At 42.5% G+C, this 25,409-nt stretch carries 26 protein-coding genes; 24 read left to right on the top strand and 2 right to left on the bottom strand.

Annotated features, from left to right (window positions below; translation table 11 throughout):
• Positions 1-17 precede the first annotated feature (17 nt).
• The 7 genes from ON01_RS10805 to ON01_RS10775 all read left to right on the top strand — a co-directional run bounded on the left by ON01_RS10805 (position 18) and on the right by ON01_RS10775 (position 5,891).
• Complete coding sequence (locus tag ON01_RS10805; protein WP_010531057.1) at positions 18-587, top strand: nicotinate-nucleotide adenylyltransferase; 570 nt, start codon at positions 18-20, stop codon at positions 585-587.
• Positions 574-1,146 (top strand): bis(5'-nucleosyl)-tetraphosphatase (symmetrical) YqeK, encoded by a 573-nt coding sequence (yqeK, locus tag ON01_RS10800; RefSeq protein ID WP_010531056.1) that lies wholly within the window; start codon positions 574-576, stop codon positions 1,144-1,146. The genes ON01_RS10805 and yqeK overlap by 14 nt, the downstream gene beginning before the upstream one ends.
• Positions 1,147-1,150: 4 nt before the next feature.
• Positions 1,151-1,510 carry a ribosome silencing factor gene (gene rsfS, locus ON01_RS10795; protein ID WP_010531055.1) on the top strand — a complete coding sequence of 120 codons (360 nt, stop codon included), beginning with the start codon at positions 1,151-1,153 and terminating at the stop codon, positions 1,508-1,510.
• A 5-nt stretch (positions 1,511-1,515) separates the two neighbouring features.
• The gene (locus tag ON01_RS10790) at positions 1,516-2,274 is read left to right on the top strand and encodes a class I SAM-dependent DNA methyltransferase (protein ID WP_029329095.1); all 759 of its coding nucleotides are present in this window, start codon (positions 1,516-1,518) and stop codon (positions 2,272-2,274) included.
• Positions 2,275-2,387: 113 nt separating this feature from the next.
• On the top strand, positions 2,388-2,969 hold the full coding sequence (locus ON01_RS10785) for a helix-hairpin-helix domain-containing protein (protein ID WP_010531053.1): 582 nt from the start codon (positions 2,388-2,390) through the stop codon (positions 2,967-2,969).
• A gap of 66 nt (positions 2,970-3,035) precedes the next feature.
• Positions 3,036-3,599, top strand: a complete 564-nt coding sequence (locus ON01_RS10780) for a ComE operon protein 2 (RefSeq protein WP_010531052.1) — start codon at positions 3,036-3,038, stop codon at positions 3,597-3,599.
• A gap of 9 nt (positions 3,600-3,608) precedes the next feature.
• Entirely contained in the window at positions 3,609-5,891 is a 2,283-nt protein-coding gene (locus ON01_RS10775) for a DNA internalization-related competence protein ComEC/Rec2 (RefSeq protein ID WP_010531051.1), read from the top strand.
• Positions 5,892-5,952: 61 nt separating this feature from the next.
• Here ON01_RS10775 and ON01_RS18955 read toward each other — a convergent pair whose 3' ends face one another.
• Positions 5,953-6,087 (bottom strand): YqzM family protein, encoded by a 135-nt coding sequence (locus tag ON01_RS18955; protein ID WP_010531050.1) that lies wholly within the window; start codon positions 6,085-6,087, stop codon positions 5,953-5,955.
• A gap of 300 nt (positions 6,088-6,387) precedes the next feature.
• Between ON01_RS18955 and holA the strand changes: the two genes are divergently transcribed.
• Positions 6,388-7,401, top strand: coding sequence for a DNA polymerase III subunit delta (holA, locus tag ON01_RS10765; protein WP_010531049.1), 1,014 nt, complete (start codon positions 6,388-6,390; stop codon positions 7,399-7,401).
• Between the two features lie 40 nt (positions 7,402-7,441).
• Here holA and rpsT read toward each other — a convergent pair whose 3' ends face one another.
• Positions 7,442-7,708, bottom strand: a complete 267-nt coding sequence (gene rpsT / locus ON01_RS10760; RefSeq protein ID WP_010531048.1) for a 30S ribosomal protein S20 — start codon at positions 7,706-7,708, stop codon at positions 7,442-7,444.
• Positions 7,709-7,895: 187 nt separating this feature from the next.
• Between rpsT and gpr the strand changes: the two genes are divergently transcribed.
• From gpr to ON01_RS10685, 16 genes are all read left to right on the top strand, one after another.
• Entirely contained in the window at positions 7,896-8,999 is a 1,104-nt protein-coding gene (gpr, locus tag ON01_RS10755; protein WP_010531047.1) for a GPR endopeptidase, read from the top strand.
• Between the two features lie 112 nt (positions 9,000-9,111).
• A complete protein-coding gene (gene spoIIP, locus ON01_RS10750) occupies positions 9,112-10,293 on the top strand; it encodes a stage II sporulation protein P (RefSeq protein WP_010531046.1) in 1,182 nt (393 codons plus the stop codon).
• Between the two features lie 16 nt (positions 10,294-10,309).
• Positions 10,310-10,618, top strand: coding sequence for a hypothetical protein (locus ON01_RS10745; RefSeq protein ID WP_010531045.1), 309 nt, complete (start codon positions 10,310-10,312; stop codon positions 10,616-10,618).
• Between the two features lie 140 nt (positions 10,619-10,758).
• Positions 10,759-12,564 (top strand): translation elongation factor 4, encoded by a 1,806-nt coding sequence (lepA, locus tag ON01_RS10740; RefSeq protein ID WP_010531044.1) that lies wholly within the window; start codon positions 10,759-10,761, stop codon positions 12,562-12,564.
• Positions 12,565-12,640: 76 nt separating this feature from the next.
• A complete protein-coding gene (gene hemW / locus ON01_RS10735; RefSeq protein ID WP_010531043.1) occupies positions 12,641-13,801 on the top strand; it encodes a radical SAM family heme chaperone HemW in 1,161 nt (386 codons plus the stop codon).
• 76 nt (positions 13,802-13,877) lie between these two features.
• On the top strand, positions 13,878-14,909 hold the full coding sequence (gene hrcA, locus ON01_RS10730; protein WP_010531042.1) for a heat-inducible transcriptional repressor HrcA: 1,032 nt from the start codon (positions 13,878-13,880) through the stop codon (positions 14,907-14,909).
• A gap of 235 nt (positions 14,910-15,144) precedes the next feature.
• On the top strand, positions 15,145-15,750 hold the full coding sequence (gene grpE / locus ON01_RS10725) for a nucleotide exchange factor GrpE (RefSeq protein ID WP_010531041.1): 606 nt from the start codon (positions 15,145-15,147) through the stop codon (positions 15,748-15,750).
• A gap of 29 nt (positions 15,751-15,779) precedes the next feature.
• On the top strand, positions 15,780-17,618 hold the full coding sequence (gene dnaK, locus ON01_RS10720; RefSeq protein ID WP_010531040.1) for a molecular chaperone DnaK: 1,839 nt from the start codon (positions 15,780-15,782) through the stop codon (positions 17,616-17,618).
• Between the two features lie 250 nt (positions 17,619-17,868).
• Positions 17,869-18,987 carry a molecular chaperone DnaJ gene (gene dnaJ / locus ON01_RS10715; RefSeq protein ID WP_010531039.1) on the top strand — a complete coding sequence of 373 codons (1,119 nt, stop codon included), beginning with the start codon at positions 17,869-17,871 and terminating at the stop codon, positions 18,985-18,987.
• 191 nt (positions 18,988-19,178) lie between these two features.
• Entirely contained in the window at positions 19,179-20,135 is a 957-nt protein-coding gene (gene prmA, locus ON01_RS10710; protein WP_010531038.1) for a 50S ribosomal protein L11 methyltransferase, read from the top strand.
• Position 20,136: 1 nt separating this feature from the next.
• Complete coding sequence (locus ON01_RS10705; RefSeq protein WP_010531037.1) at positions 20,137-20,895, top strand: 16S rRNA (uracil(1498)-N(3))-methyltransferase; 759 nt, start codon at positions 20,137-20,139, stop codon at positions 20,893-20,895.
• Positions 20,895-22,247: a tRNA (N(6)-L-threonylcarbamoyladenosine(37)-C(2))-methylthiotransferase MtaB gene (mtaB, locus tag ON01_RS10700; RefSeq protein ID WP_010531036.1), complete on the top strand. Its 1,353-nt coding sequence runs from the start codon at positions 20,895-20,897 to the stop codon at positions 22,245-22,247. The genes ON01_RS10705 and mtaB overlap by 1 nt, the downstream gene beginning before the upstream one ends.
• 77 nt (positions 22,248-22,324) lie before the next feature.
• Positions 22,325-22,990 (top strand): deoxyribose-phosphate aldolase, encoded by a 666-nt coding sequence (gene deoC / locus ON01_RS10695; protein WP_010531035.1) that lies wholly within the window; start codon positions 22,325-22,327, stop codon positions 22,988-22,990.
• Positions 22,991-23,133: 143 nt separating this feature from the next.
• Positions 23,134-23,307 (top strand): 30S ribosomal protein S21, encoded by a 174-nt coding sequence (rpsU, locus tag ON01_RS18950; protein ID WP_010531034.1) that lies wholly within the window; start codon positions 23,134-23,136, stop codon positions 23,305-23,307.
• Between the two features lie 19 nt (positions 23,308-23,326).
• Positions 23,327-23,773, top strand: a complete 447-nt coding sequence (locus ON01_RS10690; protein WP_010531033.1) for a GatB/YqeY domain-containing protein — start codon at positions 23,327-23,329, stop codon at positions 23,771-23,773.
• 185 nt (positions 23,774-23,958) lie between these two features.
• Positions 23,959-25,296, top strand: a complete 1,338-nt coding sequence (locus ON01_RS10685; RefSeq protein WP_010531032.1) for an NfeD family protein — start codon at positions 23,959-23,961, stop codon at positions 25,294-25,296.
• The last annotated feature ends 113 nt before the right edge of the window (positions 25,297-25,409 follow it).

The following is a 25,409-nucleotide window of genomic DNA, read 5'->3' as shown; positions in this document are numbered from 1 at the left end:
AAAGGGGTGATTGATGCATGAAGCGCATTGGGATATTAGGCGGGACGTTTGATCCGCCACATATGGGACATTTGCTAATAGCTGAGGAAGTGCGTGAGGAACTAGATCTGGATGGGATATGGTTCATCCCTTCTTACGAGCCGCCGCACAAACAACAAGCACGTGTAGACTCAAAAGCCCGGGTGGAAATGGTGGAAAGAGCGATTTCGGGCAATTCCTATTTTCGCATTAATACAATTGAAGTGAATCGTTTAGGAAAGTCCTATACATTTGATACAATGAAGGCGTTGAATGACGAGCATCCGGATGCTGAATTTTATTTTATCATTGGAGCGGACATGGTCGAGTACTTGCCGCATTGGAAGCATATCGATGCACTGCTTGATCTGGTAACGTTTGTGGGCGTTAAACGGAAGGGATATGAGCTTAAAGCCAATTACTCAATCCTTGAAGTGGATGTTCCGCTGATTGAACTTTCATCAACCGATATAAGACAGCGCGTCCTTGAACACAAATCCGTCAGATATATGGTGACATCCGGGGTGGAGGCCTATTTAAAGGAGAAACGTTTATATGAAGAGCGATGAAGCAATCGATCTGATCAGACCGCAACTAAAACAGACAAGGTTTGAACATACATTAAGAGTGGCAGAAACAGCTGTGACATTAGCTAAAAAAAACAATCAATCGGTCGATAGAATGGAACTGGCAGCTATATTGCACGATTATGCCAAGAATTTTCCACTGGAAGATTTGAGACAGGTTATCAATGAAAGCGAATTGCCGCAGGACCTGCTTTTGTATCATCACGAACTCTGGCACGGGCCTGCTGCGTCTGTCATTATGGAACGGGAACACGGGATAACGGATGAAGACATCAGAAACGCCATCCGGTATCATACAACTGGAAGAGCCGGGATGAGTCAATTTGAAACGATTCTGTTTGTTGCTGATTATGTTGAGCCTGGCAGGACTTTTCCGGGAGTGGAGGAAGTAAGAGAAACAGCTGATACAAATTTGTATCGGGCTGCATGGATGGCGTTACGGAATACCATCCAGTTCCTTGTCGGTAAACACGGATCCGTTTATCCCGATACATTTTATGCCTATAATGATTTAACGTTACGTTTGAATGGAGGTAATTGAATTCATGAACAGTAGGGAACTCATTCAAGTTATTGCGAAAGCCTGCGACGATAAACGGGCAGACGAGATTGTTGCTCTTGATATGCAGGATGTTTCGCTAATGGCTGATTATTTTCTGATTTGCCACGGCAGCAACGAACGTCAGGTGCAGGCGATTGCCAGAGCCATCAAAGAATCGATGGACGAGGCAGGTATTCATGTTAAACGAATGGAAGGATTTGAACAGGCACGCTGGATCTTAGTGGACTTAGACGATGTTGTCTGTCATGTTTTCCATAAAGATGAGCGGGATTATTACAATCTGGAACGTCTATGGGGTGATGCATCGAAAGTTGAGATCCAGATTGCCGGGAACAGCAGATAATGAGTATGGCTTATCATCAGATGGCACATTACTATGATCTACTCATGGAAGATGCCCCATACGACAAGTGGATAGCATTTACTGAACAAATTATTCAGCAATCCGGCAAAAGTGTTGAATCGATCATCGATCTAGGCTGCGGAACAGGTCAAATAACGACAAGGCTTGCCCGAGCCGGCTACCGGATGATCGGAGTAGATAATTCCAGTGATATGCTGAGTATTGCAGATCAGCGTGCAAGTGCTGAAAATATGACCGTGCAATGGTTGCAGCAAGATCTGCGTACGTTAACGGGGATTGAAAATCAGGATATGGCAGTCAGTTACTGTGATGTACTGAACTATATAACTGAAGTGGACGAGTTGTATACAGTGTTCGAAAATATTGCCGGTATATTAAAACCGGGTGGTCTGTTTATATTTGATATTCATTCGCTTCATCATGTTGAGAACAATCTGGTCAATCAGACGTTTGCTGAAGTCAGTGACGATGTTTCCTGCATATGGTTTTGTCTGGAAGGCGACAACCGTGGTGAGATGTATCATGATCTGACATTTTTTGTTGAGAATGAGCATGACGGTCGGTATGCTCGTTTTGAAGAATGGCATCATCAGCAGACGTTCCAAGTTGATTTTTATAAACGGTTATTAAATGAGACCGGATTTGAAATTCAGCGTTTATACGGTGACTTTTCACTGGAAGAGAGTGATGTTGACGATCAGGCTGAACGGATATTTATAACTGCTGTAAAACGATCGGATTAAATTTTTCCGATCGTTTCCGTTTTTAAAAAGGGTTTTGCAAACTTTTGTCGAATAGTAAGGATAACCCGCTGAAATTGTGCCACCTATTTTCCCCAAAAGGATGTGACTTCAAATTGCTCGATCCCCTCAAAAAATATGTTTTTCCGATTGTGATAGCTGTTGCTATAGGTGCTTTTCTTATTTTTAATAACGACGGTAACGATAAAATTGAAAGTGAGTCTAACAGAGTTCCTGAAGAATCATCAGCTGCAACGGATGAAGAGGCCAAGGTCCCAGCAAAAGTGATGGTTGATGTGAAAGGAGAGATAGCCCGACCGGGTGTGTATGAAATAGCATCCGAATCACGAGTCAATGATGTCATTCAAATGGCCGGCGGATTCACGAAAGATGCCGATCAGTCAATGGTAAACCTGGCACAAAAAGTGCAGGATGAAATGGTTGTGATGATCCCGAAGGCCGGTGAGCCAATGTCTGCTTCTGCACCAGCAAGCAGCGGAAACGAAAAGGTGCGCATTAACTATGCAAGCCAGGAGGAAATTGAAACGCTTAACGGGATTGGTCCGTCTAAAGCGGCGGCTATCATTCAATATCGTGACGAGAACGGCTTTTTTGAAACAGCAGATGATCTTCTCGATGTATCAGGCATTGGTGAAAAGACACTTGAATCTTTGAAGGAAGATATACAGGTCCCTTAGTGTGATTGACGAATGTTATAAGTTGAAGATAAACTAAAAAACAAAAATGTAAAGGTGGGAATACAATTGGAAAGGATCTCGTGGAATCAATATTTTATGGCGCAAAGTCATTTGCTGGCACTTCGCAGCACATGTACGAGGCTTATGGTTGGAGCAACAATTGCCCGCGATAAACGGATTATTGCAGGCGGATACAATGGGAGTGTTTCCGGCGGTGTGCATTGTATTGATGAAGGGTGTTATGTGATTGACGGGCATTGTGTCCGTACTATTCATGCGGAAGCAAACGCTCTTTTGCAATGTGCTAAATTTGGCGTCCCGACTGAAGGTGCTGAAATTTACGTAACGCATTTCCCTTGTCTCCAATGTTGCAAGCAGATCATCCAGGCCGGGATAAAAACACTCTATTATGCTGAGGATTATAAAAACCACCCATATGCAGAAGAATTGTTTTCGGATGTCGGTATTGAGACTAAGAAGGTGGCATTAACTGACCTCACAGTTGATTATCATTACCGTGAAAAAGAAGTTTATGTCCGTCAGCTTCTGGAAGAGCTTGAGTCACAGACGGATGATCCTGAAAAATATGCTGCCTTAAAAGCTGAGGCTGAATCACTCTTTAAATTATAAGGTGCTGCTATGAAAGGATATTGGCATATCCCCGCCTTAGGCATTGCCTCAAGTTTTCTGGCAATCCTGTTTGAGAACAAATGGTTTATAGCTGTGTTCTTCTTCTGGACGCTATTCCTGTATTACCATAAAAGGTTAGGGAAGGCAACGATCTTCATTTCCTTAACCTTCACCATATTTACCTACACCTATATCCCCGTACTGGAAAAACCTCCGGAAGATGAAAACTTCACGTCTGAGAAATCTTCATTCACAGGTCGGATTGCAAGTCCGATAACCGAATCGGAATCACGAATTGCTTTTGAATTTAATGATCGCGCGTCCGGCCATAAATATCTGATTGTTTATTTCACTGATGGCTCAGAAGGGCACCATGATTTAAGATACGGTGCGACGTGCACTATTTATGGCAAACCGGAAATACCGGATGGCGCAAGTAATCCGGGACAGTTTGATTATCAGAAGTATTTGCTGGGACAGGGCATCACTTATCAAATCATCATTGGTTCATTGAAGGATCTTGAGTGCAGTGGTTCATCATTTCTGAGTAATATTTATCAGCTCAGGGCTGGCCTGATACAATTTGTTCAGAATCAGATCAGTCCTGAGACAGCTGGCTGGCTGAATGCACTCGTGTTAGGCGATGATACACAAATAAATGATGAAACAACCGAACTTTTTCAGCGCTGGAGTTTGTCACACATATTAGCTATTTCCGGTCTGCATGTCGGCTTGCTTGTCGGATTATGCTATTTTCTGCTTGTTAAAATGAATATTCTTACCAAAGAAAAAGCGCAATGGGCTGTTATTTTCTTTCTGCCGCTTTATGCGCTGATTGCCGGTGGGGAACCATCAGTCCTCAGAGCGAGTGCAATGGTCCTTTTGTTTATGATCGCAAATAAAATAAATTGGAAATTCAGTGTCACGGATGTACTTAGCATTGTATTTATAACACTCATCCTATGGAACCCTTACATTTTGTACCACATCGGGTTTCAATTGTCGTTTGCTGTCACACTGGGGCTGCTTCTGTCCAAAAAGTGGCTGGCCCAATCGAATATTGCATTTTTCGCCGTTCTTAAAATAAGCTTCGTCTCGCAAATGATTATTTTGCCGCTTCAGGTTGAATACTTCTTCACATTTCAGCCGCTCTCCATTTTATTAAATCTTATAGTTGTTCCTTACTTTACCATGTTTGTTATACCACTGATGTTTTTCATACTTCTTGTCTTCCCGTTTGCAGGTTTTCTAGTTTCGTATATTGACCAGTTATTCGTCACTACCCATGAGCTTTTTATGCAGATGATTCACGTTATTGACCAAGTATTGTATTTTCCGTGGGTGATTGGATCTTTTCCGCTGACAGGTGCTCTGGGATACTATGTTCTGTTTTTAATCTTTATGAGCAGAATTGAAACTAGGCGGCACAACCAGGCTTTTTTGTACGGGTGCTATTTGACCTTATTACTTATAACCATCACCCTAAGGCCATATTTTTCACCGGCAGGCATTGTAACAATGCTTGATATCGGGCAGGGCGATGCGATAGTGATTGAATTGCCTTACCGGGAAGGAGTCATTTTAATTGATGCAGGTGCGGAGATGTCGTTTGAAAATAACACGGTCAATGACGATGTTTTTAAGCAGATCATTCGACCTTATCTGTACTCCAGAGGAATAAGCGAAGTGGATGCAGTTTTTATTTCACATGAGGACATCGATCATATGGGAAGTGTACAGTATATCATTGAAAACGACATGGTTAATGCTGTTATTGTGAGTGAATACTATCAATTTTCTGATCAATTATCTGCGGCATTATCAGGTCATGGTACAGAAATTATCAGGTCTTCTCCAGGTGAGTCAATAACAATCGGCGAACAGAAGTTTCGTGTATTGGCTCCTATCAGGGATAAAGCGTCCACTAATGAAAATTCACTTGTTTTATATACCATGATGGGCGGACGAACATGGCTGTTTACAGGGGATATTGGCAGCGAGACGGAACGGGAGCTTATAAACGTATATCCGGAGTTGCGGGCGGATGTCCTGAAGATCGCTCATCACGGCAGCAGCACATCAACCGATCAACAGTTTCTGGAAATCATTCAGCCGGTATACGGACTAATTTCTGCAGGTGAAAATAATATGTACGGCCACCCGCATAATATTGTGCTTGATAAGCTTGCGAGAGAAAATGTCCGCACCATCAGAACGGATGAGAGCGGGGCGATCCAGTATTATTTTAACGAAACGGATGGAACATTTTTTACGTATCCCCATAAGCTGTAGTGACATGCAAAAAGAGACTGCAACCGGCAGTCTCTTTTAAAGTATATGGTGTTCAGTATAATCAGGAACCAACGAAATTGATGACAGTACCAATTGCAAAAATCAGTACAAAGAATACAAAAGAAAATGTAAATCCTTTAATGGAATCGACTACATCATTATTTTTTGACTGTACGTCCTTTTCAAAATCGTTCACGTTTACCCCTCCTATATAGTCCCAAGTATAAAATAAATACATAAAAAAATCCACTTATGCGTTAAAAGTTTTAATGAATGACCACCATTTTTAGAAAGAGTTAACAGCTATACTTTTGGCTGCACAGGTTAAGCTATAACTACAAACATCGTTTAAAGGTCAGTTCCTAGGACTGAGTTTTAAACGTTTATATAGATGACAGAGGGATAGGGGCAAACTCTTCCCTCTGCTCCCTAAATACTTGCGAATCCGGGGCATACGTTTTACGCTTACTTATATCGCATAATTGGAGTGAAATGTATGTCATATACGCATGTATTGCAGCAAATAAAGCAAAAACAGATTGCACCCGTATATTTATTATATGGAACGGAATCCTATTTTATTCAGACTATCACAAAACATCTGAGTGAAGCAGTTCTGGGTAGTGAAACAGAGAATTTATCGGTGTACGATCTGGAAGAAACCCCTATCCAGGAAGTGATCACAGATGCTGAAACATATCCTTTCTTTGGCGGCAAAAAGCTGATCTATGCCAATAATCCTTCATTTTTAAAAGCTAAGCCTGATAAATTGCCATTTGAACATAACTTGGATAGTGCCATACAATACCTCAGCCAGCCAGTTGATTACAGCGTAATTGTATTCACAGCCCCGTATGAGAAAATTGATGAGCGGAAAAAAATAACCAAAGCTATAAAACAGTATAGCGCTGTCGCTGAATGTAACCCGATCAGGGACTATGAACTTAAGAATTGGATTAAAAACCTTGCCGGCAGCATGCAGATAACAATAGAGGAGGATGCTTATGACATGCTTGAAACGGAACTCTCGACCAATTTGCATCAGGTAAAAAATGAGCTGACAAAACTGGCCTTGCACGTTGGCCAAAACGGTCTTGTTACCAAGGAGATTGCAGAAAACCTGATTGCTCATACTGAAACAAGTTCATCACTAAGACTTGTTGATGCTGTTATCGAACGTAATCTACATAAAGCCATCTCAATTTATAAAGATTTGGAAAAAATGAAAGAAGACCCAATTGGATTGATTGCTTTGCTTGCATTTCAGTTTCGCACGATTTTGCATGTGAAGCTGCTCAATCAGAAAGGATATAGCCAGTCCCAGATGCAGAAACGGATTGGTGCACATCCATACGTGATTAAAATGGCAAGCCAGAGGGAAAGAAAATTCGCGACTGAGCGGCTGGAAAGCATCATTGATAAATTGACACAGACTGACACGGCTATAAAGCAGGGGAGAATGGAGAAAGAACTTGCTTTTGAACTTCTGCTGCATGAATTAACAAAATAGAAGCTAATAAAAAACGATCCTGAAGAAGGATCGTTTTTTATTACGCGCTCAATTCATTTACTTTTTTCGTCAAACGTGATTTTTGACGGTTGCCTCTATTTTTATGGATGCCGCCATGCTGAACTGCCTTGTCAATCTTTTTGAATGTGACAGGGAGAGTAGCTTTTGCTCCTTCTGTATCCTTTTGTTCGATCATTTTCTCTAGGCGTTTGATATGAGTGCGCATATCTGATTTGAATTTGATATTATGCGTGCGCTTCTTTTGATTGATGTCAACACGCTTTCTCGCTTGTTTAATATTTGCCAAAGATGTCACCTCCTGAGTTTATTCGCGATGGATAAAACACTAGACTCTATTGTTTCCATTCCAGCAAAAGATATTTTACCAAACGAAAGCATGCTTTTCAACTACTATCCTTCATTCCTGAATGATTTGAATGAAAAACGCTAACCATATAAATGATAACAGTTAAGAGTGAAAGAGAGGGTTAGTAATGGAGGAAAACAAAATCCGGTATAACGTCAGAACGGATCTGGCAGTCGAAGCCAGGGACATGTATGTTGAGAAAGAAGAAAAGCAAGAGCAGACACAGGATATAAAAGGCGTCACAATCAAGGACAAAAAAGAGGGAGAGATAGCAGTAACTTATGTTGATATAGATGATGAAGGCGAACAACGACTCGGAAAAAAACAGGGGTCATATATCACGATCTATGCTGACGGGGTCAAAAAACAGGATACCAGCAAACAAGAGAATGCTGCCAAGATATTTGGAAAGGAATTGGAACAATTGCTCGAGAAAAATAACGTTCCTTCTGACGGCACTGGTCTGATCGTCGGGCTTGGGAATTGGAATGTCACCCCGGATGCTCTTGGACCAATGTCTGTGGAGAAAGTGCTTGTAACGAGCCATTTATTTCAGATGGAACATGAATCCGTATCAGAAGGCTATCGACCGGTAGCAGCAGTTTCACCTGGCGTGATGGGAGTCACGGGAATGGAAACGAGCAATATTATTTTTGGGATAGTGGAAAAGTTCAACCCCGATTTCGTGATTGCCGTTGATGCACTTGCATCCAGATCGATCGAACGTGTCAATGAGACCATCCAAATTTCGGATGCAGGGATTCATCCCGGCTCTGGTGTCGGAAACAAACGTAAGGAATTGAGTGAAGATACGATCGGTGTGCCGGTTTTTGCTGTAGGATGTCCTACTGTCGTGGACGCTGTGACAATCACAAGCGATACAATCGATTTTATGATGAAGCATTTTGGCCGGGAGCTGCGTGAGAAGGACAAGCCGTCCAAGTCTTTAACGCCTGCCGGGCTGTCTTTTGGGGATAAAAAGTTTACGGAAGAGGATCTGCCTGATGAAGACAAACGCGAAACATTCCTTGGAATCGTTGGAAAATTATCGGAAGAAGAGAAGAAATCGTTGATTCAGGAAGTCCTGACACCGATTGGACATAATTTAATGGTAACCCCAAAAGAGGTTGATGGCTTCATGAAAGATATGGCCACCGTGATAGCGAATGGTTTAAATGCTGCGCTCCACGATAAAGTAACGGTTGAAAACTTTGCATCTTACAGCCGTTAGAATATCAACAGTCAAGTTCTATCATGTTTTAATCATTTAAAAGAGCTGGTTCTATCTTCTGAATTTATTTCATAGATTTTAATATCCGGAAATAATTCAGGGGAGTGGAACCATGTACCTTAAAAGTCATCGCAGCCCAAAAAGCAAAAAGCCTTTAAAACATCTTTGCAAGAGAAGCAGTGTTTATATTATCTGTTTCGCTGCCATATTTATTTTGACAGGATTGCTGACAACAGTATCCCCGGCTTACCGAGTTTCGTCCAATACGATTACTAATTGGACAAGTGACCTGAACAGTTCAACTTTTTTATATATGATGGGGCTGGAAAATCGGGCTTTCCGGGAGGCCTATCCTGACGACAGGGAGCTGCCTGATATAAGCAATCTGTTGTTTGAGATGGCCACGAATATAAGACCAAGTGACACAAGAAGTTTGCTTGGACAGGAGCTGCCGGGTTTCTTAACGTTTCAGAACGAAATTATCGTAGCAGGGGAAGGGACCGATTACACAAATCTCCCTGTCGAATCGGCACCTCCACTTGAAGAGATTTTAAAAGAGAGGGAAGCGGTCATTGAGGAGCCGGAACAACAGCAGGATCCGGTGAAAAAAGAGGAAAATGAGGTGCAACCGAGTACGGACGGCCGTGATGCTGTATTTATTTATAACACCCATAGCCGGGAGTCATTTTTGCCGCATTTGCCGGATACAGATGATCCGGATGAAGCTCAGCACGGTGAAGTGAATATTGGGAAAGTCAGTGAAAGATTTGCCCAAGCGCTTGAAGCAAATGGGATAGGATCGAAAGTTAATCAGACTGATATTATGACTATTTTAAATGAAAAAAATTGGCAATACCATCAATCATACAAGGCCTCAAGAAATGTGGTCAAGGAAGCTTTTGCTGGGAATGGTGATTTGCAATATGCATTTGATCTACATCGTGATGCCAGTCCAAAAAATGAAACAACAACGGAAATTAACGGTAAAGAATATGCCCGGGTCATGTTTGTGGTTGGTGCCAAATATGAGGGATATGAGAAAAATCTTGAAATTGCCAATGAATTGCATAATCTTATTGAGAAGAAATATCCAGGTCTCAGCAGAGGGGTTATTACAAAAAAGGGAGCAGGTAGCAATGGAATTTATAACCAGGATTTATCACCGAATGCCATGTTAATAGAGTTTGGAGGGGTCGGCAATAAATTGGAAGAGTTATACAGGAGTGCAGATGCCGTGGCCGATGTGTTCAGTGATTATTACTGGGACGCTGAAAAAGTAAATGCCGGTCAATAGATAGGAGGGGAAAATCATGCGTTTACTTGCCATACTTTTATCACTGGTCGTGTTTTTTCTGACAGGTCTGACTTTAGGAATGGATCGCAGTCATCAGGATAGTGAAGGCTCACGGAATGTTGAGGAAGTTGCTGTGCAGGAAGAAGAACAGGTTTTAGTGGAAAAGAATGTTTCCGAGGATGACTCGTCCCGCCAATTACTGGAGAGTCCGGAGACATCTGAGCATTTCACATATAAGGCAGCATCATTTTTAGAATCCACTGTCAAAGGATTTTATGAGCTTGTCGTCGGCGCTGTCTACCAGCTTGTTCAGGTATTTTTCTGATTGCGGCAGCCGCCTACGGGTCCCTCGCCCCATGCTAACTTTCTTGAATCTATGCAGTGCAATTGCTATAATCAGTTCTAGTTATGTCCTGCCTTAGCTGTAAGGAAAGGTGAGACACAAAGTAGGAGTGGACTGCATTTATGATTAAACAAGAGAATGTACGTAATTTTTCTATCATTGCTCATATTGATCACGGGAAATCAACGCTTGCAGACCGTATTCTTGAAAAGACAAAAGCATTGACACAGCGTGAAATGAAAGAGCAATTCCTTGATGCCATGGATTTGGAGCGCGAGCGCGGAATCACCATCAAACTGAATGCTGTACAGTTGAATTATGAAAATAAAAATGAGGAAGAGTATTTATTTCATTTAATTGACACACCCGGTCATGTCGATTTTACATATGAGGTATCCAGAAGTCTTGCGGCATGCGAGGGTGCTGTATTAGTAGTTGACGCTGCCCAGGGCATTGAAGCCCAGACACTTGCCAATGTTTATCTTGCACTGGATAATGATCTCGAGCTTATCCCGGTTATCAACAAAATTGATTTGCCAAATGCAGATCCTGACCGTGTGGCTCAGGAACTGGAAGATGTCATCGGAATTGATAAGGAGGAAGTTATCCTGGCTTCGGCAAAAGATGACATCGGTGTTGATGAGATCATGGAACGTGTTGTATCTGATATACCAGCGCCATCCGGTGAACCTGATGAACCGCTGAAAGCACTTATTTTTGATTCATTGTACGACCCTTATCGCGGTGTCATCACGTATATTTGTATTAAAGAGGGATCTGTCAAAGTCGGGGATAAGATTAAATTGATGGCCAATGGAAAAGAATTTGAGGTTAATGAGATTGGTGTTTTCAGACCCAATCCCGTCCCTAAAGAAAAACTGTCTGTCGGTGACGTTGGTTTTCTGACGGCATCAATTAAAAATGTGGGCGATACCAGGGTCGGTGACACAATCACCCTCGCCAATAATCCTGCAGAAACGGCTCTTCCCGGTTATAAACGGCTGAATCCAATGGTATTTTGCGGGCTGTTTCCGGTTGATTCGAATCAATATAACGATCTTCGTGAAGCACTGGAGCGCCTGGAACTTAATGATTCTTCCCTGCAATATGAAGCCGAAAGTTCACAGGCATTGGGCTTTGGTTTCCGGTGCGGTTTTTTGGGATTACTGCACATGGAAATTATCCAGGAACGCATCGAGCGCGAGTTTAATATTAATTTAATCACAACAGCACCATCTGTCATTTATGAAGTGGAGAAAACAGACGGCGAAATCATTGAAGTCGATAATCCTTCCACTATGCCGGATTCCCAGCTTGTCAACGAAGTTCGGGAACCTTTTGTTGAAGCAACCATTATGGTGCCGAATGATTATGTCGGACCGGTAATGGAAATCGCCCAGAAAAAACGCGGTCAGTTCACTGATATGAAATATCTTGATGAAATCCGGGTTAATATTGTCTATCATATTCCACTGTCTGAAATTGTTTATGATTTCTTTGATCAGCTGAAGTCACAAACAAAAGGATATGCATCATTTGATTATGATTTAATCGGGTACAGACCTTCGAATCTCGTAAAAATGGACATTTTGCTGAACGGTGACACGATTGATGCGCTATCATTTATTGTCCACCGCGATTTTGCCTATGAGCGCGGGAAACATATTGTTGATAAACTTAAGGATCTTATTCCTAGACAGCAATTCGAGGTGCCTGTTCAGGCTGCTATTGGAAATAAAATTATTGCCCGCTCAACAATTAAGGCTATGAAAAAGAATGTATTATCCAAATGTTATGGCGGGGATATTTCCCGTAAACGGAAACTGCTGGAGAAACAAAAAGAAGGTAAAAAACGCATGAAAATGGTAGGGTCTGTCGAAGTACCACAGGAAGCGTTTATGGCTGTACTGGAAATGAATGATGATTAACTAATTTTAACGGAGCAGGGAAAACCTTTGCTGTCCAGCAGGGGTTATCCCTTTTCTGTGTGTAGGAGAGAAACTCATGAAAGCACAATCTGTATATATCCATATCCCATTCTGCCAGCAAATCTGTCATTATTGTGATTTCACCAAGTTTTTTTATAATGAAAAACTGGCAACAGAATATATTGAAGCACTCGCCAATGAAATTAATACGCAAATTGGCGGTACAAAGAATCAGGTCCACACGATCTTTATCGGCGGAGGCACTCCTACAGCATTGAATTTGGTCCAGTTGCGTTCACTTATGCAGTTGATAGACACCAAATTTGATATAGCCGCTGCTTCTGAGTTCAGTATTGAAGCAAACCCCGGTGACTTCGATGAAGAGAAAGCAAAATTACTCAAAGGCTTTGGGGTGAATCGGGTCTCGTTGGGGGTCCAGGTGTTTGATGATGCCATGCTTGAAGAACTCGGCCGTTTGCATAAAATAAAGGATGTTTACAGGACAGTTGATTTATTGAAGCAACATGGCTTTGATAATATCAGCCTTGATTTAATTTATGCGTTGCCGAATCAGACAGTTGAGCATTTCAGGCGTACATTGGATGAAGCTCTTTCATTTAACCTGCCGCATTATTCTGCATATGCTTTGCAGATTGAGCCGAAGACGGTATTTTACCAGCGTTATAATAAAGGTAAGTTGCATCGTCCCCCGCAGGAAGATGAAGTTCGTATGTATAACATCCTGAAGGAATCGATGAAGAATAATGGGCTTAAGCACTATGAAATCAGCAATTTTGCAAAGCCTGGTTATGAAAGCCGGCATAATCTTGTTTATTGGAAGAATGAACACTATTACGGATTTGGCGCGGGGGCTCATGGCTACTTACCGGGTATGCGGACCGGCAATATACGACCGCTTCCGGCTTATGTCAAACAGGCTATGGAGGATGGCTATCCGGTTCTGAATACAGAGGAAATCAGAATGAAGGAAATGATTGAAGAAGAAATGTTCCTTGGGCTGCGAAAGATGGACGGCATCAGCAATCAGCATTTTATTAAGAAGTTCGGTTTTTCATATGAGCTGTTGTATAAAGATACGCTTTCCTATTTACGGGACAAAGGATGGATTATGACAGACGGCGATAATCTGCGTTTGACCGATCAAGGAATCCTGTTTGGGAATGACGTATTTGCGCAATTTTTGCTGGAAGAAAAGGATCTGAGTGTTGTTCGTTGACAAAGAAAATAGGATTTGATAATTTATATTTAGCATTAGCACTCGGTAGGCATGAGTGCTAACAGAGGTGATCATCATGTTAACAGAACGACAATTGCTGATTCTGCAAGTCATTATTGATGATTTCATCGAAACGGCACAACCGGTAGGCTCTCGCTCGATTGCCAAAAAAGAGAGCATACATTATAGTTCGGCTACAATTCGAAATGAAATGGCTGATTTGGAGGATTTGGGTTACCTAGAGAAGACACACTCTTCTTCCGGCCGAATACCTTCAGAGAGAGGATACCGGTATTATGTCGATCATTTGGTTTCGCCTGAGCAAACAACAGGCAATATTCAAATTATCCGTAACATCATGCAGGATGGTCTGCTTGAGTTTGAACAAATCGTTCAAAGCTCAGCGGAAATACTGTCCCGGATTACAAACTATACATCCATCATCCTAGGTCCGGAAGTGTTTGAGACAAAACTAAAACAGCTGCAAATCATTTCTCTCACCGGAAATACAGCTGTCGCTATATTGGTTACAAACACTGGCCATGTAGAGCATCGGTCGTTTTCCGTGCCCGAGGCCATTAATCCCTCAGACCTGGAAAAAATGGTTAACATCTTAAATGACCGGCTGTATGGGGTGCCGATTTTTAAATTGCATGAAAGACTCAATACCGAAATTATCAATCTGATGAATAAATATGTGACGGATTTTGAGACAACCTATGATTATCTGAAAGCTGTATTTTTTAGTGAAAATCCGGTGAAGTTATACTTCGGTGGCAAAACGAACCTGTTAATGCAGCCTGAGTTCAATGACATTAATAAGGTCCGGTCGTTTTATTCCATGATTGAGGAAGAGGATGAAATCGCCAATCTGCTTAAAGGTGCATCTGATGGCGTAAAGGTTACAATCGGCCATGAGAATAAAGTTGATGCTATCAAAGATTGCAGTCTTATCACTGCAACCTATGAAATGAATGAAGAGCAGATGGGTACGATTGCATTACTGGGTCCTACCCGAATGGAATATAAAAAAGTAATTAATTTACTGGACGCACTGTCAAATGAAATGTCAGACGTGCTATATAAGTATTATCAGGATAATGAATGAGGCCATTATAGAGTATATCGGAATGAGGGGACTTGAATCTCACTGAATGAAGTTTCACTTTCCCCGCATGCAGTATGCAGCCAAATTACAGCTGCTGACTGACCCTAAATGCCCGATTCGGTTCAACTAACATTCAGTGGGGAAAATCGCCCTACTGAAATGAAGTTTCACTTTATTTCATGCACTAATCATGTTATATTCTATCGTGGCAATTTCATAGATAGGAGGTGGCGGAATGGCTGAACAAAATCAAGAAACAGCAAACCAATACGATCCAAAAGATGAAGAAAAGGATCAACAGGATCATGAGCAGGAAGAAGTTATCACTGAAGTCATTGATACAGATGATCAGGAAGACCGAGAGCAAGCAGAGTCAGCCGATGCTGAATCGGATCCGGCTGAACTCAGTCAGCTGAAGCAGGAAAAAGACGACCTGCAGCAGCGCTTGTTGCGTGTCCAGGCTGAATTTGATAATTTCAAAAAGCGTTCCCAGAAAGAAAAGGAAGCAGTGCGCAAGTACAAGTCAGAAGATCTGGCAAAAGAACTATTGCCGGCAATCGACAACTTTGAACGCGCAATGCAAGTTGAAGTTACTGATGAAACGAAAAGCTTTGCTGAGGGCATTTCCATGGTTTACAACCAAATCAGGGAAGCACTTAAATCACAGGGTGTTGAAGAAATAGAATCTGTCGGCAAACCATTTGATCCGAATGTACACCATGCCGTGATGCAAATAGAGGATGAGGAAGCTGAATCAGAAACAGTGGTGGAAGAATTGCAGAAAGGCTATATCCTCAAAGACCGCGTTATCCGGCCAGCAATGGTTAAAGTTAATAAGTAATTGTAAGAGCAGTGAAGGAGGAATTGATTATGGGTAAAATAATTGGAATTGACTTAGGTACAACAAATTCATGTGTAGCTGTAATGGAAGGCGGCGAGCCGGTTGTCATCCCGAATCCGGAAGGGAACCGGACAGCACCATCTGTTGTAGCGTTTAAAAATGGCGAACGTCAGGTAGGTGAGGTGGCAAAACGCCAGGCTATCACTAACCCGAATACTATTCAGTCAATCAAACGTCATATGGGTACAGACTACAAAGTTAAAATCGAAGACAAGGAATATACACCTCAGGAAATCTCTGCGATTATTCTGCAGTATCTGAAATCATATGCTGAAGATTACTTGGGAGATACTGTTGAAAAAGCAGTTATCACAGTTCCGGCATACTTCAATGATGCCGAGCGTCAAGCTACCAAAGATGCCGGGAAAATTGCAGGTCTGGAAGTTGAGCGTATTATCAACGAACCAACTGCAGCATCATTGGCGTATGGAATTGATAAAGAAGATCAGGATCAGACAATTCTTGTATATGACCTAGGTGGCGGTACATTTGACGTATCCATTCTTGATATCGGCGACGGTACATTCGAAGTTGTTTCAACGGCCGGTGACAACCGCCTTGGCGGTGATGATTTCGATGAGGTCATCATGGACTACATGGTACAGGAATTCAAAAAGGAAAATGGCATCGATCTTTCCCAGGACAAAATGGCTAAACAGCGTTTGAAAGATGCAGCTGAAAAAGCTAAGAAAGATCTTTCCGGTGTGTCGCAAACGCAAATTTCACTGCCGTTTATTACAGCAGGTGAAAACGGGCCATTGCATCTGGAAATGAATATGACACGTGCTAAATTTGAAGAACTCTCATCAGATCTTGTTGAGCGTACGATGGAGCCAACCCGCAAAGCATTGTCTGATGCTGACTTATCAGCGAAAGATATTCATAAAGTTATCCTGGTCGGTGGATCAACACGGATTCCTGCTGTACAGGAAGCAATTAAACAGAAAACAGGCAAAGAGCCTTCAAAAGGTGTTAACCCTGACGAAGTTGTAGCACTGGGGGCAGCTATCCAAGGCGGCGTACTGCAAGGCGATGTTAAGGATGTTGTATTATTGGACGTTACGCCACTTTCATTGGGTATCGAAACAATGGGAAGTGTAACAACCAAACTGATAGAACGGAATACAACAATTCCTACAAGTCATTCACAGGTTTTCTCAACTGCAGCTGACAACCAGACGGCAGTTGATATCCATGTTCTGCAGGGTGAACGTGAAATGGCTGCAGATAACAAAACACTTGGACGTTTCCAGTTGACGGATATTCCGCCGGCACCGCGCGGCATACCGCAAATTGAAGTGACATTTGATATTGATGCCAATGGTATCGTTAATGTCAGTGCAAAAGATAAAGGCACAAATAAAGAACAGTCCATTACCATTAAATCTTCTTCCGGCCTGTCAGATGATGAAGTGGATCAAATGGTCAAGGAAGCCGAAGAGAACGCCGAAGAAGATAAAAAACGCCGTGAAGAAGCAGATCTGCGCAATGAGGCTGATCAGCTCGTCTTTACAACAGATAAGACGATTAAAGATCTCGGCGACAATATAACTGATGAAGAGAAACAAAAAGCTGAAGAAGCAAAAGAAGAATTGCAAAAAGCCATTGAATCCGATGACCTTGATCAAATCAGGGAAAAGAAAGATGCGCTGCAGGAACAAGTGCAGCAGCTTTCCGTTAAAATGTACGAACAAATGGCACAAGAGCAACAGGCTAACCAGGATGAACAAGGTGAAGGCCAAGGCTCTGACGATGATGTAGTAGATGCCGACTACAAAGAAGTTGACGATGAAGAAGACAAAAAATAAGCATCATATAATTTAAACGAAAAAAGTCAAAGTCAGGATCCCCTTGACTTTGACTTTTTTCTGACATCAGGAAATATAAATTGCAGTAAACGGTAAATGAAACAATGCCACGGATTGTGAGTTATATGACAACTAATTATGAAAGAATCATGTTATAAAGGTTTAGTGAAGACCGTTTCTTGTTTGCTATCATAATATAAATGATGATATGATAAAATGTATGCAATAGTGTCGGGAGAGTGATTCACAAGTGAGTAAGCGCGACTATTACGAAGTGCTTGGCGTTGATAAAGGCGCTTCTAAAGATGAAATAAAGAAAGCTTATCGTAAACTGGCAAGAAAGTACCATCCGGACGTCAGTGAAGAGGAAAATGCAGCTGACAAATTTAAAGAAGCAAAAGAAGCCTACGAAGTATTGAGTGACGAACAAAAACGAGCTCAATATGATCAGTTTGGCCATGCAGGTGCACAAGGTCAGGGCGGCTTTGGAGGTGCACAGGATTTTGGTGACTTCGGCGGCTTCGGCGATATATTCGATATGTTCTTTGGCGGGGGCCGACGCCGTGATCCAAACGCGCCACAGCAGGGTGCCGATTTGCAGTACACCATGGTGCTGGACTTTGAAGAGGCCATTTTTGGAAAAGAAGCGGATATCAATATTCCAAAAGAAGAGGAGTGTGACACGTGCAGCGGTTCAGGTGCAAAGCCAGGCACTAAAACCGAAACATGTTCCCACTGTCAAGGTTCGGGCCAATTAAATACCGAGCAGAATACACCATTCGGGCGTGTGGTTAATCGCCGTGTGTGCCACCACTGTAACGGCACAGGCAAAATCATTCCGGAGAAATGCGATACTTGTGGCGGTTCAGGCAAAGTAAAAAAGCACAAAAATATTCACATCTCCATCCCTAAAGGTATTGACGAAGGGCAGCAAATCAGGGTTGCAGGCAAAGGTGAATCCGGTGTGAACGGTGGCCCTCCAGGCGACTTATTCGTTGTTATTCAAGTACGTTCCCATGAATTTTTCGAACGTGAGGGGGACCATATCTACTGTGAGCTGCCGATAACATTTGCCCAGGCTGCTCTCGGTGACGAAGTGGAAGTGCCGACAGTTCATGGAAAAGTTATGCTGACAATACCTGCAAGCACGCAAACTGGAAAGACTTTCCGCCTGAAAGGAAAAGGAGCTCCGAATGTGCGTGGCTATGGTTATGGAGATCAGCATGTCCAGATCAGAGTTGTCACCCCAAATAGTCTTTCGGAACGGCAAAAAGAACTGCTGCGCGAATTTAATGAAATTGGCGGAAATGAAGCAACTGACGAACAAGGTTCATTGTTCCAGCGTTTTAAAAATGCATTCAAAAGCTAACTGGAGGTGCTGATCCCGGCACCTTCTACATAAAGCGAAACTTCAATCAGTGGGGGCTTTATCCCCCACTGATTGTTAGTTGAGCCGAATCAGTATTTATGGACAGTTAGCCGCCGTCTTTCGGCGGGTTACTGTTCATTAGATGCTGGATTATACATTCTGATAAATTTTCAGGAAACGGGTGGGTTAAAGTGAATTGGTCTGAAATACGCGTTCATACGACAAATGAGGCTGTGGAGCCAATTTCCAACATCATGCATGAGACTGGTGCCAGTGGTGTTGTCATTGAAGATCCTGCTGATTTGGTTAAAGAACACGATACGTTCTTTGGCGAGGTGTATGAATTAAATCCTGATGAATATCCCGAGGAGGGCGTTTACGTAAAGGCTTATCTGCCTGTGAACAGTTTTCTGGGCGAAACGGTTGAGGAAATAAAGCAGGCAATCAATAATCTGAAACGTTATGATATTGATCTGGGACGAAATGAGATTACCGTGAGTGAAATAGGTGAAGAAGAATGGGCCACAGCATGGAAAAAATATTATAAGCCCGTTAAAATCTCTGAAAAGATTACCATTATTCCAACGTGGGAAGCATATGAACCTGTCTCCACTGATGAAGTGATCATCGAGCTTGATCCCGGGATGGCTTTTGGTACTGGAACACACCCGACAACAGTGATGAGCATTCAGGCAATTGAACAATACATACACAAAAATGATGTTGTCATTGATGTAGGGTGCGGTTCTGGTGTGCTTAGCATTGCTTCTGCATTGCTTGGAGCTCAAGAGGTGCATGCTTTTGATCTTGATGATGTTGCCGTTAAAAGTACGAAAATCAATACTGAACTAAATAATATGGAAAGCAAAGTTACCCCGAAACAGAATAACCTGCTGGATCATGTGGATATGCAGACGGATATCATTGTTTCAAATATTCTAGCCGAAATCATTGTAAGGTTCATTGACGAGGCATGGCGAAACCTGAAACCAAACGGCCTCTTCATAACTTCCGGTATTATTCAGGCAAAGAAGCAAATGGTAAAGAATGAACTGGAAAAAGCAGGGTTCGAGATTATCACACTAAATGAAATGGAAGACTGGGTATCGATTATCGCCAAAAAGAATCAAACGAAAAGTGGTGCCTGACTTGCAGCGTTATTTTATACCATCGGAAAATTGGATAGGTAACCAGGTCATTATTACTGGCGAAGACACACATCATATTATTCGGGTGATGCGATCCCGCTTAGGGGATGAAGTCATCTGTAACCATACTGATGGCAATGCTGCGGTCTGCCGGATTACAGCTATTGAAAAGGACAAGGTTTATACAGTTATCAGCGAATGGCTTGAGGAGTCAGCCGAGCCTCCAATCGAGGTGACAATTGCACAAGGGTTGCCTAAAAGCGATAAAATGGAATTTGTGCTTCAGAAAGGCACTGAGATGGGCGCTGCTTCGTTTATTCCGGTCCAGGCAGACCGGTCAGTGGTTGTCTGGGATGATAAAAAGGCTGATAAGAAAATGAAGCGTTACTCAAAAATTATAAAAGAGGCGAGCGAGCAAAGCCATCGAAATAAAATTCCTTCCATCGACACGGTCACGTCAACAACCGATCTTGCAAAGAACAGCAATGACTATCAGATAAAGTTATTCGCCTATGAAGAACAAGCAAAAGTTGAAATGTTTCAGTCCTTTGGCAGATCCGTAAGCAGAATGAGCCCCGGTGACCGAGTTCTGATTGTTATCGGGCCAGAGGGCGGTTTTTCAGGCCAAGAGGTTGAAGTGCTGAAACAGAATGAATTCCTCCCGGTGAGACTAGGCCCGCGTATCTTGCGTTCTGAAACTGCAGCTTTATATGCATTGGCGAGTATTTCTTATCATTTTGAAGAATTGAGGTGGACATAATGCCAAAAGTAGCTTTCCATACCTTAGGGTGCAAAGTGAATCATTATGAAACTGAAGGAATCTGGAACATGTTTAAAGACAGCGGCTACGAACGCGTTGACTTTGACCGTCAGTCGGATGTGTATGTTATTAACACATGTACCGTAACAAATACCGGTGACAAGAAAAGCAGGCAGGTTATCAGACGAGCAGTGCGCAGAAATCCGGATGCTGTCATATGTGTGACAGGCTGTTATGCACAGACGTCCCCTGGTGAAATTATGGAAATACCCGGCGTTGATGTGATTGTCGGGACACAGAACAGGAAAAAAATGATTGACTACATTGAAGAGCACCAGAAGACGCGTGAACCGGTGAATGGTGTTACAAATATCATGAAAAATCGTGTCTTTGAAGAAATGGATGTACCTGAATTTACTGATCGCACACGTGCATCGTTAAAGATACAGGAAGGGTGCAACAACTTCTGCACATTTTGCATTATTCCATGGTCAAGGGGGCTGCTGCGGTCACGGGACCCTGAAAATGTCATAAAACAGGCGCAAAATCTCGTTGATGCGGGGTATAAAGAGATTGTGCTCACCGGAATCCATACGGCTGGCTATGGTGAAGATATGAATGATTATAATTTTGCCAAATTGCTTCAGGAGCTTGAAACAGAAGTGGAAGGCTTGAAGCGGATTCGTATTTCATCCATTGAAGCAAGCCAGATTACAGATGAAGTCATTGATGTACTAGATAAATCAGAAAAAATTGTCCGGCATTTGCATATTCCGCTGCAGGCAGGATCTGATACGGTGCTGCATCGTATGCGGAGAAAATATTCAACCGACTATTATAGGCAGAAAGTGGATAAAATCCGTCGGGCTCTGCCTGGACTGGCGATTACATCTGACGTCATAGTCGGTTTCCCGGGTGAGACAGAAGAAGAATTCATGGAGACCTATAATTTTGTTCAAGAAATTGGTTACTCAGAGTTGCATGTTTTTCCATTCTCAAGAAGAACTGGTACGCCTGCTGCCCATATGGATGATCAGGTTGACGCTGATGTCAAAAATGAACGGGTTAACCGGATGATTGAATTATCCAATCAGCTCGCAAAAGAATATGCATCCGGTTATGAGGATGAAGTGCTCGAAGTCATCCCGGAGGAACACGTGAATGAAACTGAAGAAAGTGTACTTGAAGGCTATACTGATAATTACTTGAAAGTCCGGTTCAACGGAACGAAAGATTTAATCGGGCAAATTGTACGTGTGAAAGTCACGGAGTCAGGCTATCCTTACAATAAAGGTGCATTTGTAAGGGTTATGGAGGATGCTCAAAATGGAAAGACAGAGGTTTCCTCTTAATTCCCGGATACTGCCGGGAATTTTTCCCAAAGAAGTACGAACGAACAACTAATGCTGGGAGGAAGCAATTAATGAGTATGAATCTTGCTAAATACATTGATCATACACAGCTAAAATCTGATACATCGAAAGAAAAGATTGATCAAATTGTTCAGGAGGCACGTGAACATGGATTTGCTTCAGTCTGTGTCAATCCATACTGGGTGCCGTTCTGCTATGATCATCTGAAGGATACTGATGTGAAGGTGTGTACTGTCATAGGCTTTCCGCTGGGCGCTACTTCTACAGCGGCCAAAGTGCACGAGACAAAACAAGCCATTCAGGAAGGCGCTGAAGAGGTGGATATGGTCATCAATATCGGCGAATTAAAATCAAAAAATGATGAAGCCGTACAGCGGGATATTGAAGCAGTTGTTGAAGCAGCGAAGGGGAGTGCCCTAACCAAAGTAATCATCGAAACATCCCTGCTAACAGATGATGAAAAGTTTCGTGCGTGTAAGCTAGCAAAAGCAGCAGGAGCAGACTTTGTTAAAACATCGACCGGTTTTTCCGGCGGCGGAGCCAACGCGGAAGATGTCAAGTTAATGCGGGAAACTGTTGGCAGCGACATGGGTGTTAAGGCTTCAGGCGGCGTCCGTGACCTTCAGACCACAAAAGCCATGATTGATGCCGGTGCAACAAGGATTGGCGCCAGTTCCGGAGTTGATATCATAGCTGGTGAAACAGGTTCATCTGACTATTAAGTATGCCTGAATTTTATCACTTAGCAATATTTTAAGTTGACCTAAACAGTCCTATTATATTATAATTAGCAAAGACATGTGATATATTATACATGTTTTTGCTATTATTTTTTGTTTTGTGCTTCGGAGGGAGGGAAATTAGCATGTCAAATACAACTCGCGTTCGTAAAAACGAGTCTCTTGAAGATGCTCTTCGTCGCTTTAAACGCAACGTATCCAAAAGCGGTACATTGAAGGAATATCGTAAGCGTGAACATTATGAAAAACCAAGCGTACGACGCAAGAAAAAATCTGAAGCTGCCAGAAAGCGCAAATAGTAAAGAAGGTGCATGGCCCATGACATTAACTGAACAGCTGAACCAGGATATGAAACAGGCGATGAAAAGTAAGGAAAAGGATAAACTTGCGATCATACGCATGTTAAAAGCCTCATTGCAAAATGAGTCAATTAAACTTGGTAATAAAAATCTTTCGGAAGACGAGGAACTGACAGTACTTTCAAGAGAACTGAAGCAAAGGAAGGATTCCCTCCAAGAATTTAAATCAGCTGGACGCGATGATCTTGTTGACAAACTTGAAGTCGAAATTGATGTAATACAGGCATACATGCCCCAGCAGCTGACAGAAGAAGAGCTGGAGGAGATAGTGAAGGCCACTATCAAGGAAGTAAATGCTGCTTCCAAAAAAGACATGGGCAACGTAATGAGCACTATCATGCCTAAAGTTAAAGGTAGGGCAGATGGTGCACAAATAAATAAACTTGTTCAAAAACATTTAAATTAAATGTTCAAAGGTCTTGTCATAATTGGCAAGACCTTTTGCCATATTGAGACCATATATTAATTTTAAGAGTCAACTAACATCTTCACCTGTGATTATGTTACGATTTATTTATTATACATAATTGAAACCATTTACACATAGAAAACGTAGTTATAATTGCCGGGTCATTGAAAGGGGGGGTTAGTTTGTGTGATGGCAGACGCAGGCTGCTCAAAGTGTTCACATTTATACTTATTGTAATATGTTCCACGTTCACCTTGCTTTCTGTTTCCCATGCTAAAGAGAATAACGGCGGGGGGCTGGTTTATGTTATCCCGATTGAGAATGAAGTGGAAAAAGGACTTGAAGCTTTTTTGACGAGGGCAACGGAAAAGGCTGAACAGGAAGGTGCCGATCATATTATCTTTGAAATTGACACCCCGGGTGGTGCTGTTGCGGCTGCTGAACAGATTGGTGAGTTAATGCAAAACCTGGAGACTGAAACAACATCTTTCATTGTCAACAGAGCATTATCGGCAGGGTCTTATATTGCATTAAATACGGATAATATTTATATGAAACCTCATGCCACTATGGGAGCAAGCGGCGTCATCAACCAGGATGGAACAGCAGCGGATAAAAAGGCCCAGTCAGCTTGGCTTTCAGCTATGAAAAGTGCTGCAGAGTCGAAGGGCCGTGATCCGCTCTACGCTGCAGCGATGGCAGACCCGAGCATTGATCTTCCGGAATATGCGGCCGAAGAAGGCAAGTATCTGACACTGGGCCCTGAGTCAGCTGCAGAAGTCGGTTATTCAAACGGTACTGTTGAAGACCGCACAGAACTTCTGGGAGCGTTAGGACTCAGTAATGCGACCGTTGCTGAGGAAGATATGACCATATCTGAACAGATAGCACGATTTATCACAAATCCTGTTGTGGTGCCTATTCTGCTTTCAATCGCCAGTTTGGGTTTGGTTGTTGAATTATTTTCACCCGGGTTTGGAATCCCTGGCATCATGGGAGCACTGGCATTAATTCTGTTTTTTTACGGGCATATGGTTGCAGGTCTGGCGGGCATGGAAGCTTTAGTATTGCTAATTCTAGGCGTTGGTTTAGTTATTGCGGAATTATTTTTGCCTGGCGGAATTGCAGGATTGCTTGGTATTGGAGCGATTATCGCCTCGCTCATCATGTCAGGTCAGGATATAGGACATATGGCGATGAGTATCAGTATCGCTTTTATTGTTACGATTATCGCTTCCATTATCTTATTTAAAACGATGGGAGGGGATAAAGGATTCTTCCGTCGTATGATATTAACTGATCAGACATCAACAGAATTGGGTTATGTATCTTCCGAAAACCGTCTGGATTTAATCGGTTTGGAGGGCAGAACTTTAACACCTCTACGCCCTTCAGGCAGTGCTCTCCTTGGAGACGAACGTTTGGACGTCGTGACTGAGGGCGGATTTATTGAAAAGGATCAATTGGTCAAAGTTGTAAAAGTCGAAGGTGCTCGAGTTGTAGTACGTGAGGTAAAGTGAAACTTCAATCTGCGGGACGTTTTTCCCCGCTGATTGTTAGTTGAACAGAATCGGGCATTTAGGGTCAGTCAGCAGCCGTAATTTGGTTGCATACTGACCATTAGATGCGGGGA

Source organism: Lentibacillus jeotgali, assembly GCF_000224785.1.
In the GTDB taxonomy this organism is placed as follows: domain Bacteria; phylum Bacillota; class Bacilli; order Bacillales; family Amphibacillaceae; genus Lentibacillus; species Lentibacillus jeotgali.
Note: the sequence above shows the minus strand (reverse complement) of the source record. Positions and strands in the feature narration are given on the sequence as shown.

Excerpts from the sequence above, each read along its gene's own strand:
- ON01_RS10805 (WP_010531057.1), top strand. The coding sequence starts at position 18 with ATGAAGCGCATTGGGATATTAGGCGGGACGTTTGATCCGCCACATATG.
- yqeK (WP_010531056.1), top strand. The coding sequence starts at position 574 with ATGAAGAGCGATGAAGCAATCGATCTGATCAGACCGCAACTAAAACAG.
- rsfS (WP_010531055.1), top strand. The coding sequence starts at position 1,151 with ATGAACAGTAGGGAACTCATTCAAGTTATTGCGAAAGCCTGCGACGAT.
- ON01_RS10790 (WP_029329095.1), top strand. The coding sequence starts at position 1,516 with ATGGCTTATCATCAGATGGCACATTACTATGATCTACTCATGGAAGAT.
- ON01_RS10775 (WP_010531051.1), top strand. The coding sequence starts at position 3,609 with ATGAAAGGATATTGGCATATCCCCGCCTTAGGCATTGCCTCAAGTTTT.
- holA (WP_010531049.1), top strand. The coding sequence starts at position 6,388 with ATGTCATATACGCATGTATTGCAGCAAATAAAGCAAAAACAGATTGCA.
- gpr (WP_010531047.1), top strand. The coding sequence starts at position 7,896 with ATGGAGGAAAACAAAATCCGGTATAACGTCAGAACGGATCTGGCAGTC.
- spoIIP (WP_010531046.1), top strand. The coding sequence starts at position 9,112 with ATGTACCTTAAAAGTCATCGCAGCCCAAAAAGCAAAAAGCCTTTAAAA.
- ON01_RS10745 (WP_010531045.1), top strand. The coding sequence starts at position 10,310 with ATGCGTTTACTTGCCATACTTTTATCACTGGTCGTGTTTTTTCTGACA.
- lepA (WP_010531044.1), top strand. The coding sequence starts at position 10,759 with ATGATTAAACAAGAGAATGTACGTAATTTTTCTATCATTGCTCATATT.
- hemW (WP_010531043.1), top strand. The coding sequence starts at position 12,641 with ATGAAAGCACAATCTGTATATATCCATATCCCATTCTGCCAGCAAATC.
- hrcA (WP_010531042.1), top strand. The coding sequence starts at position 13,878 with ATGTTAACAGAACGACAATTGCTGATTCTGCAAGTCATTATTGATGAT.
- grpE (WP_010531041.1), top strand. The coding sequence starts at position 15,145 with ATGGCTGAACAAAATCAAGAAACAGCAAACCAATACGATCCAAAAGAT.
- dnaK (WP_010531040.1), top strand. The coding sequence starts at position 15,780 with ATGGGTAAAATAATTGGAATTGACTTAGGTACAACAAATTCATGTGTA.
- mtaB (WP_010531036.1), top strand. The coding sequence starts at position 20,895 with ATGCCAAAAGTAGCTTTCCATACCTTAGGGTGCAAAGTGAATCATTAT.
- deoC (WP_010531035.1), top strand. The coding sequence starts at position 22,325 with ATGAATCTTGCTAAATACATTGATCATACACAGCTAAAATCTGATACA.
- rpsU (WP_010531034.1), top strand. The coding sequence starts at position 23,134 with ATGTCAAATACAACTCGCGTTCGTAAAAACGAGTCTCTTGAAGATGCT.
- ON01_RS10690 (WP_010531033.1), top strand. The coding sequence starts at position 23,327 with ATGACATTAACTGAACAGCTGAACCAGGATATGAAACAGGCGATGAAA.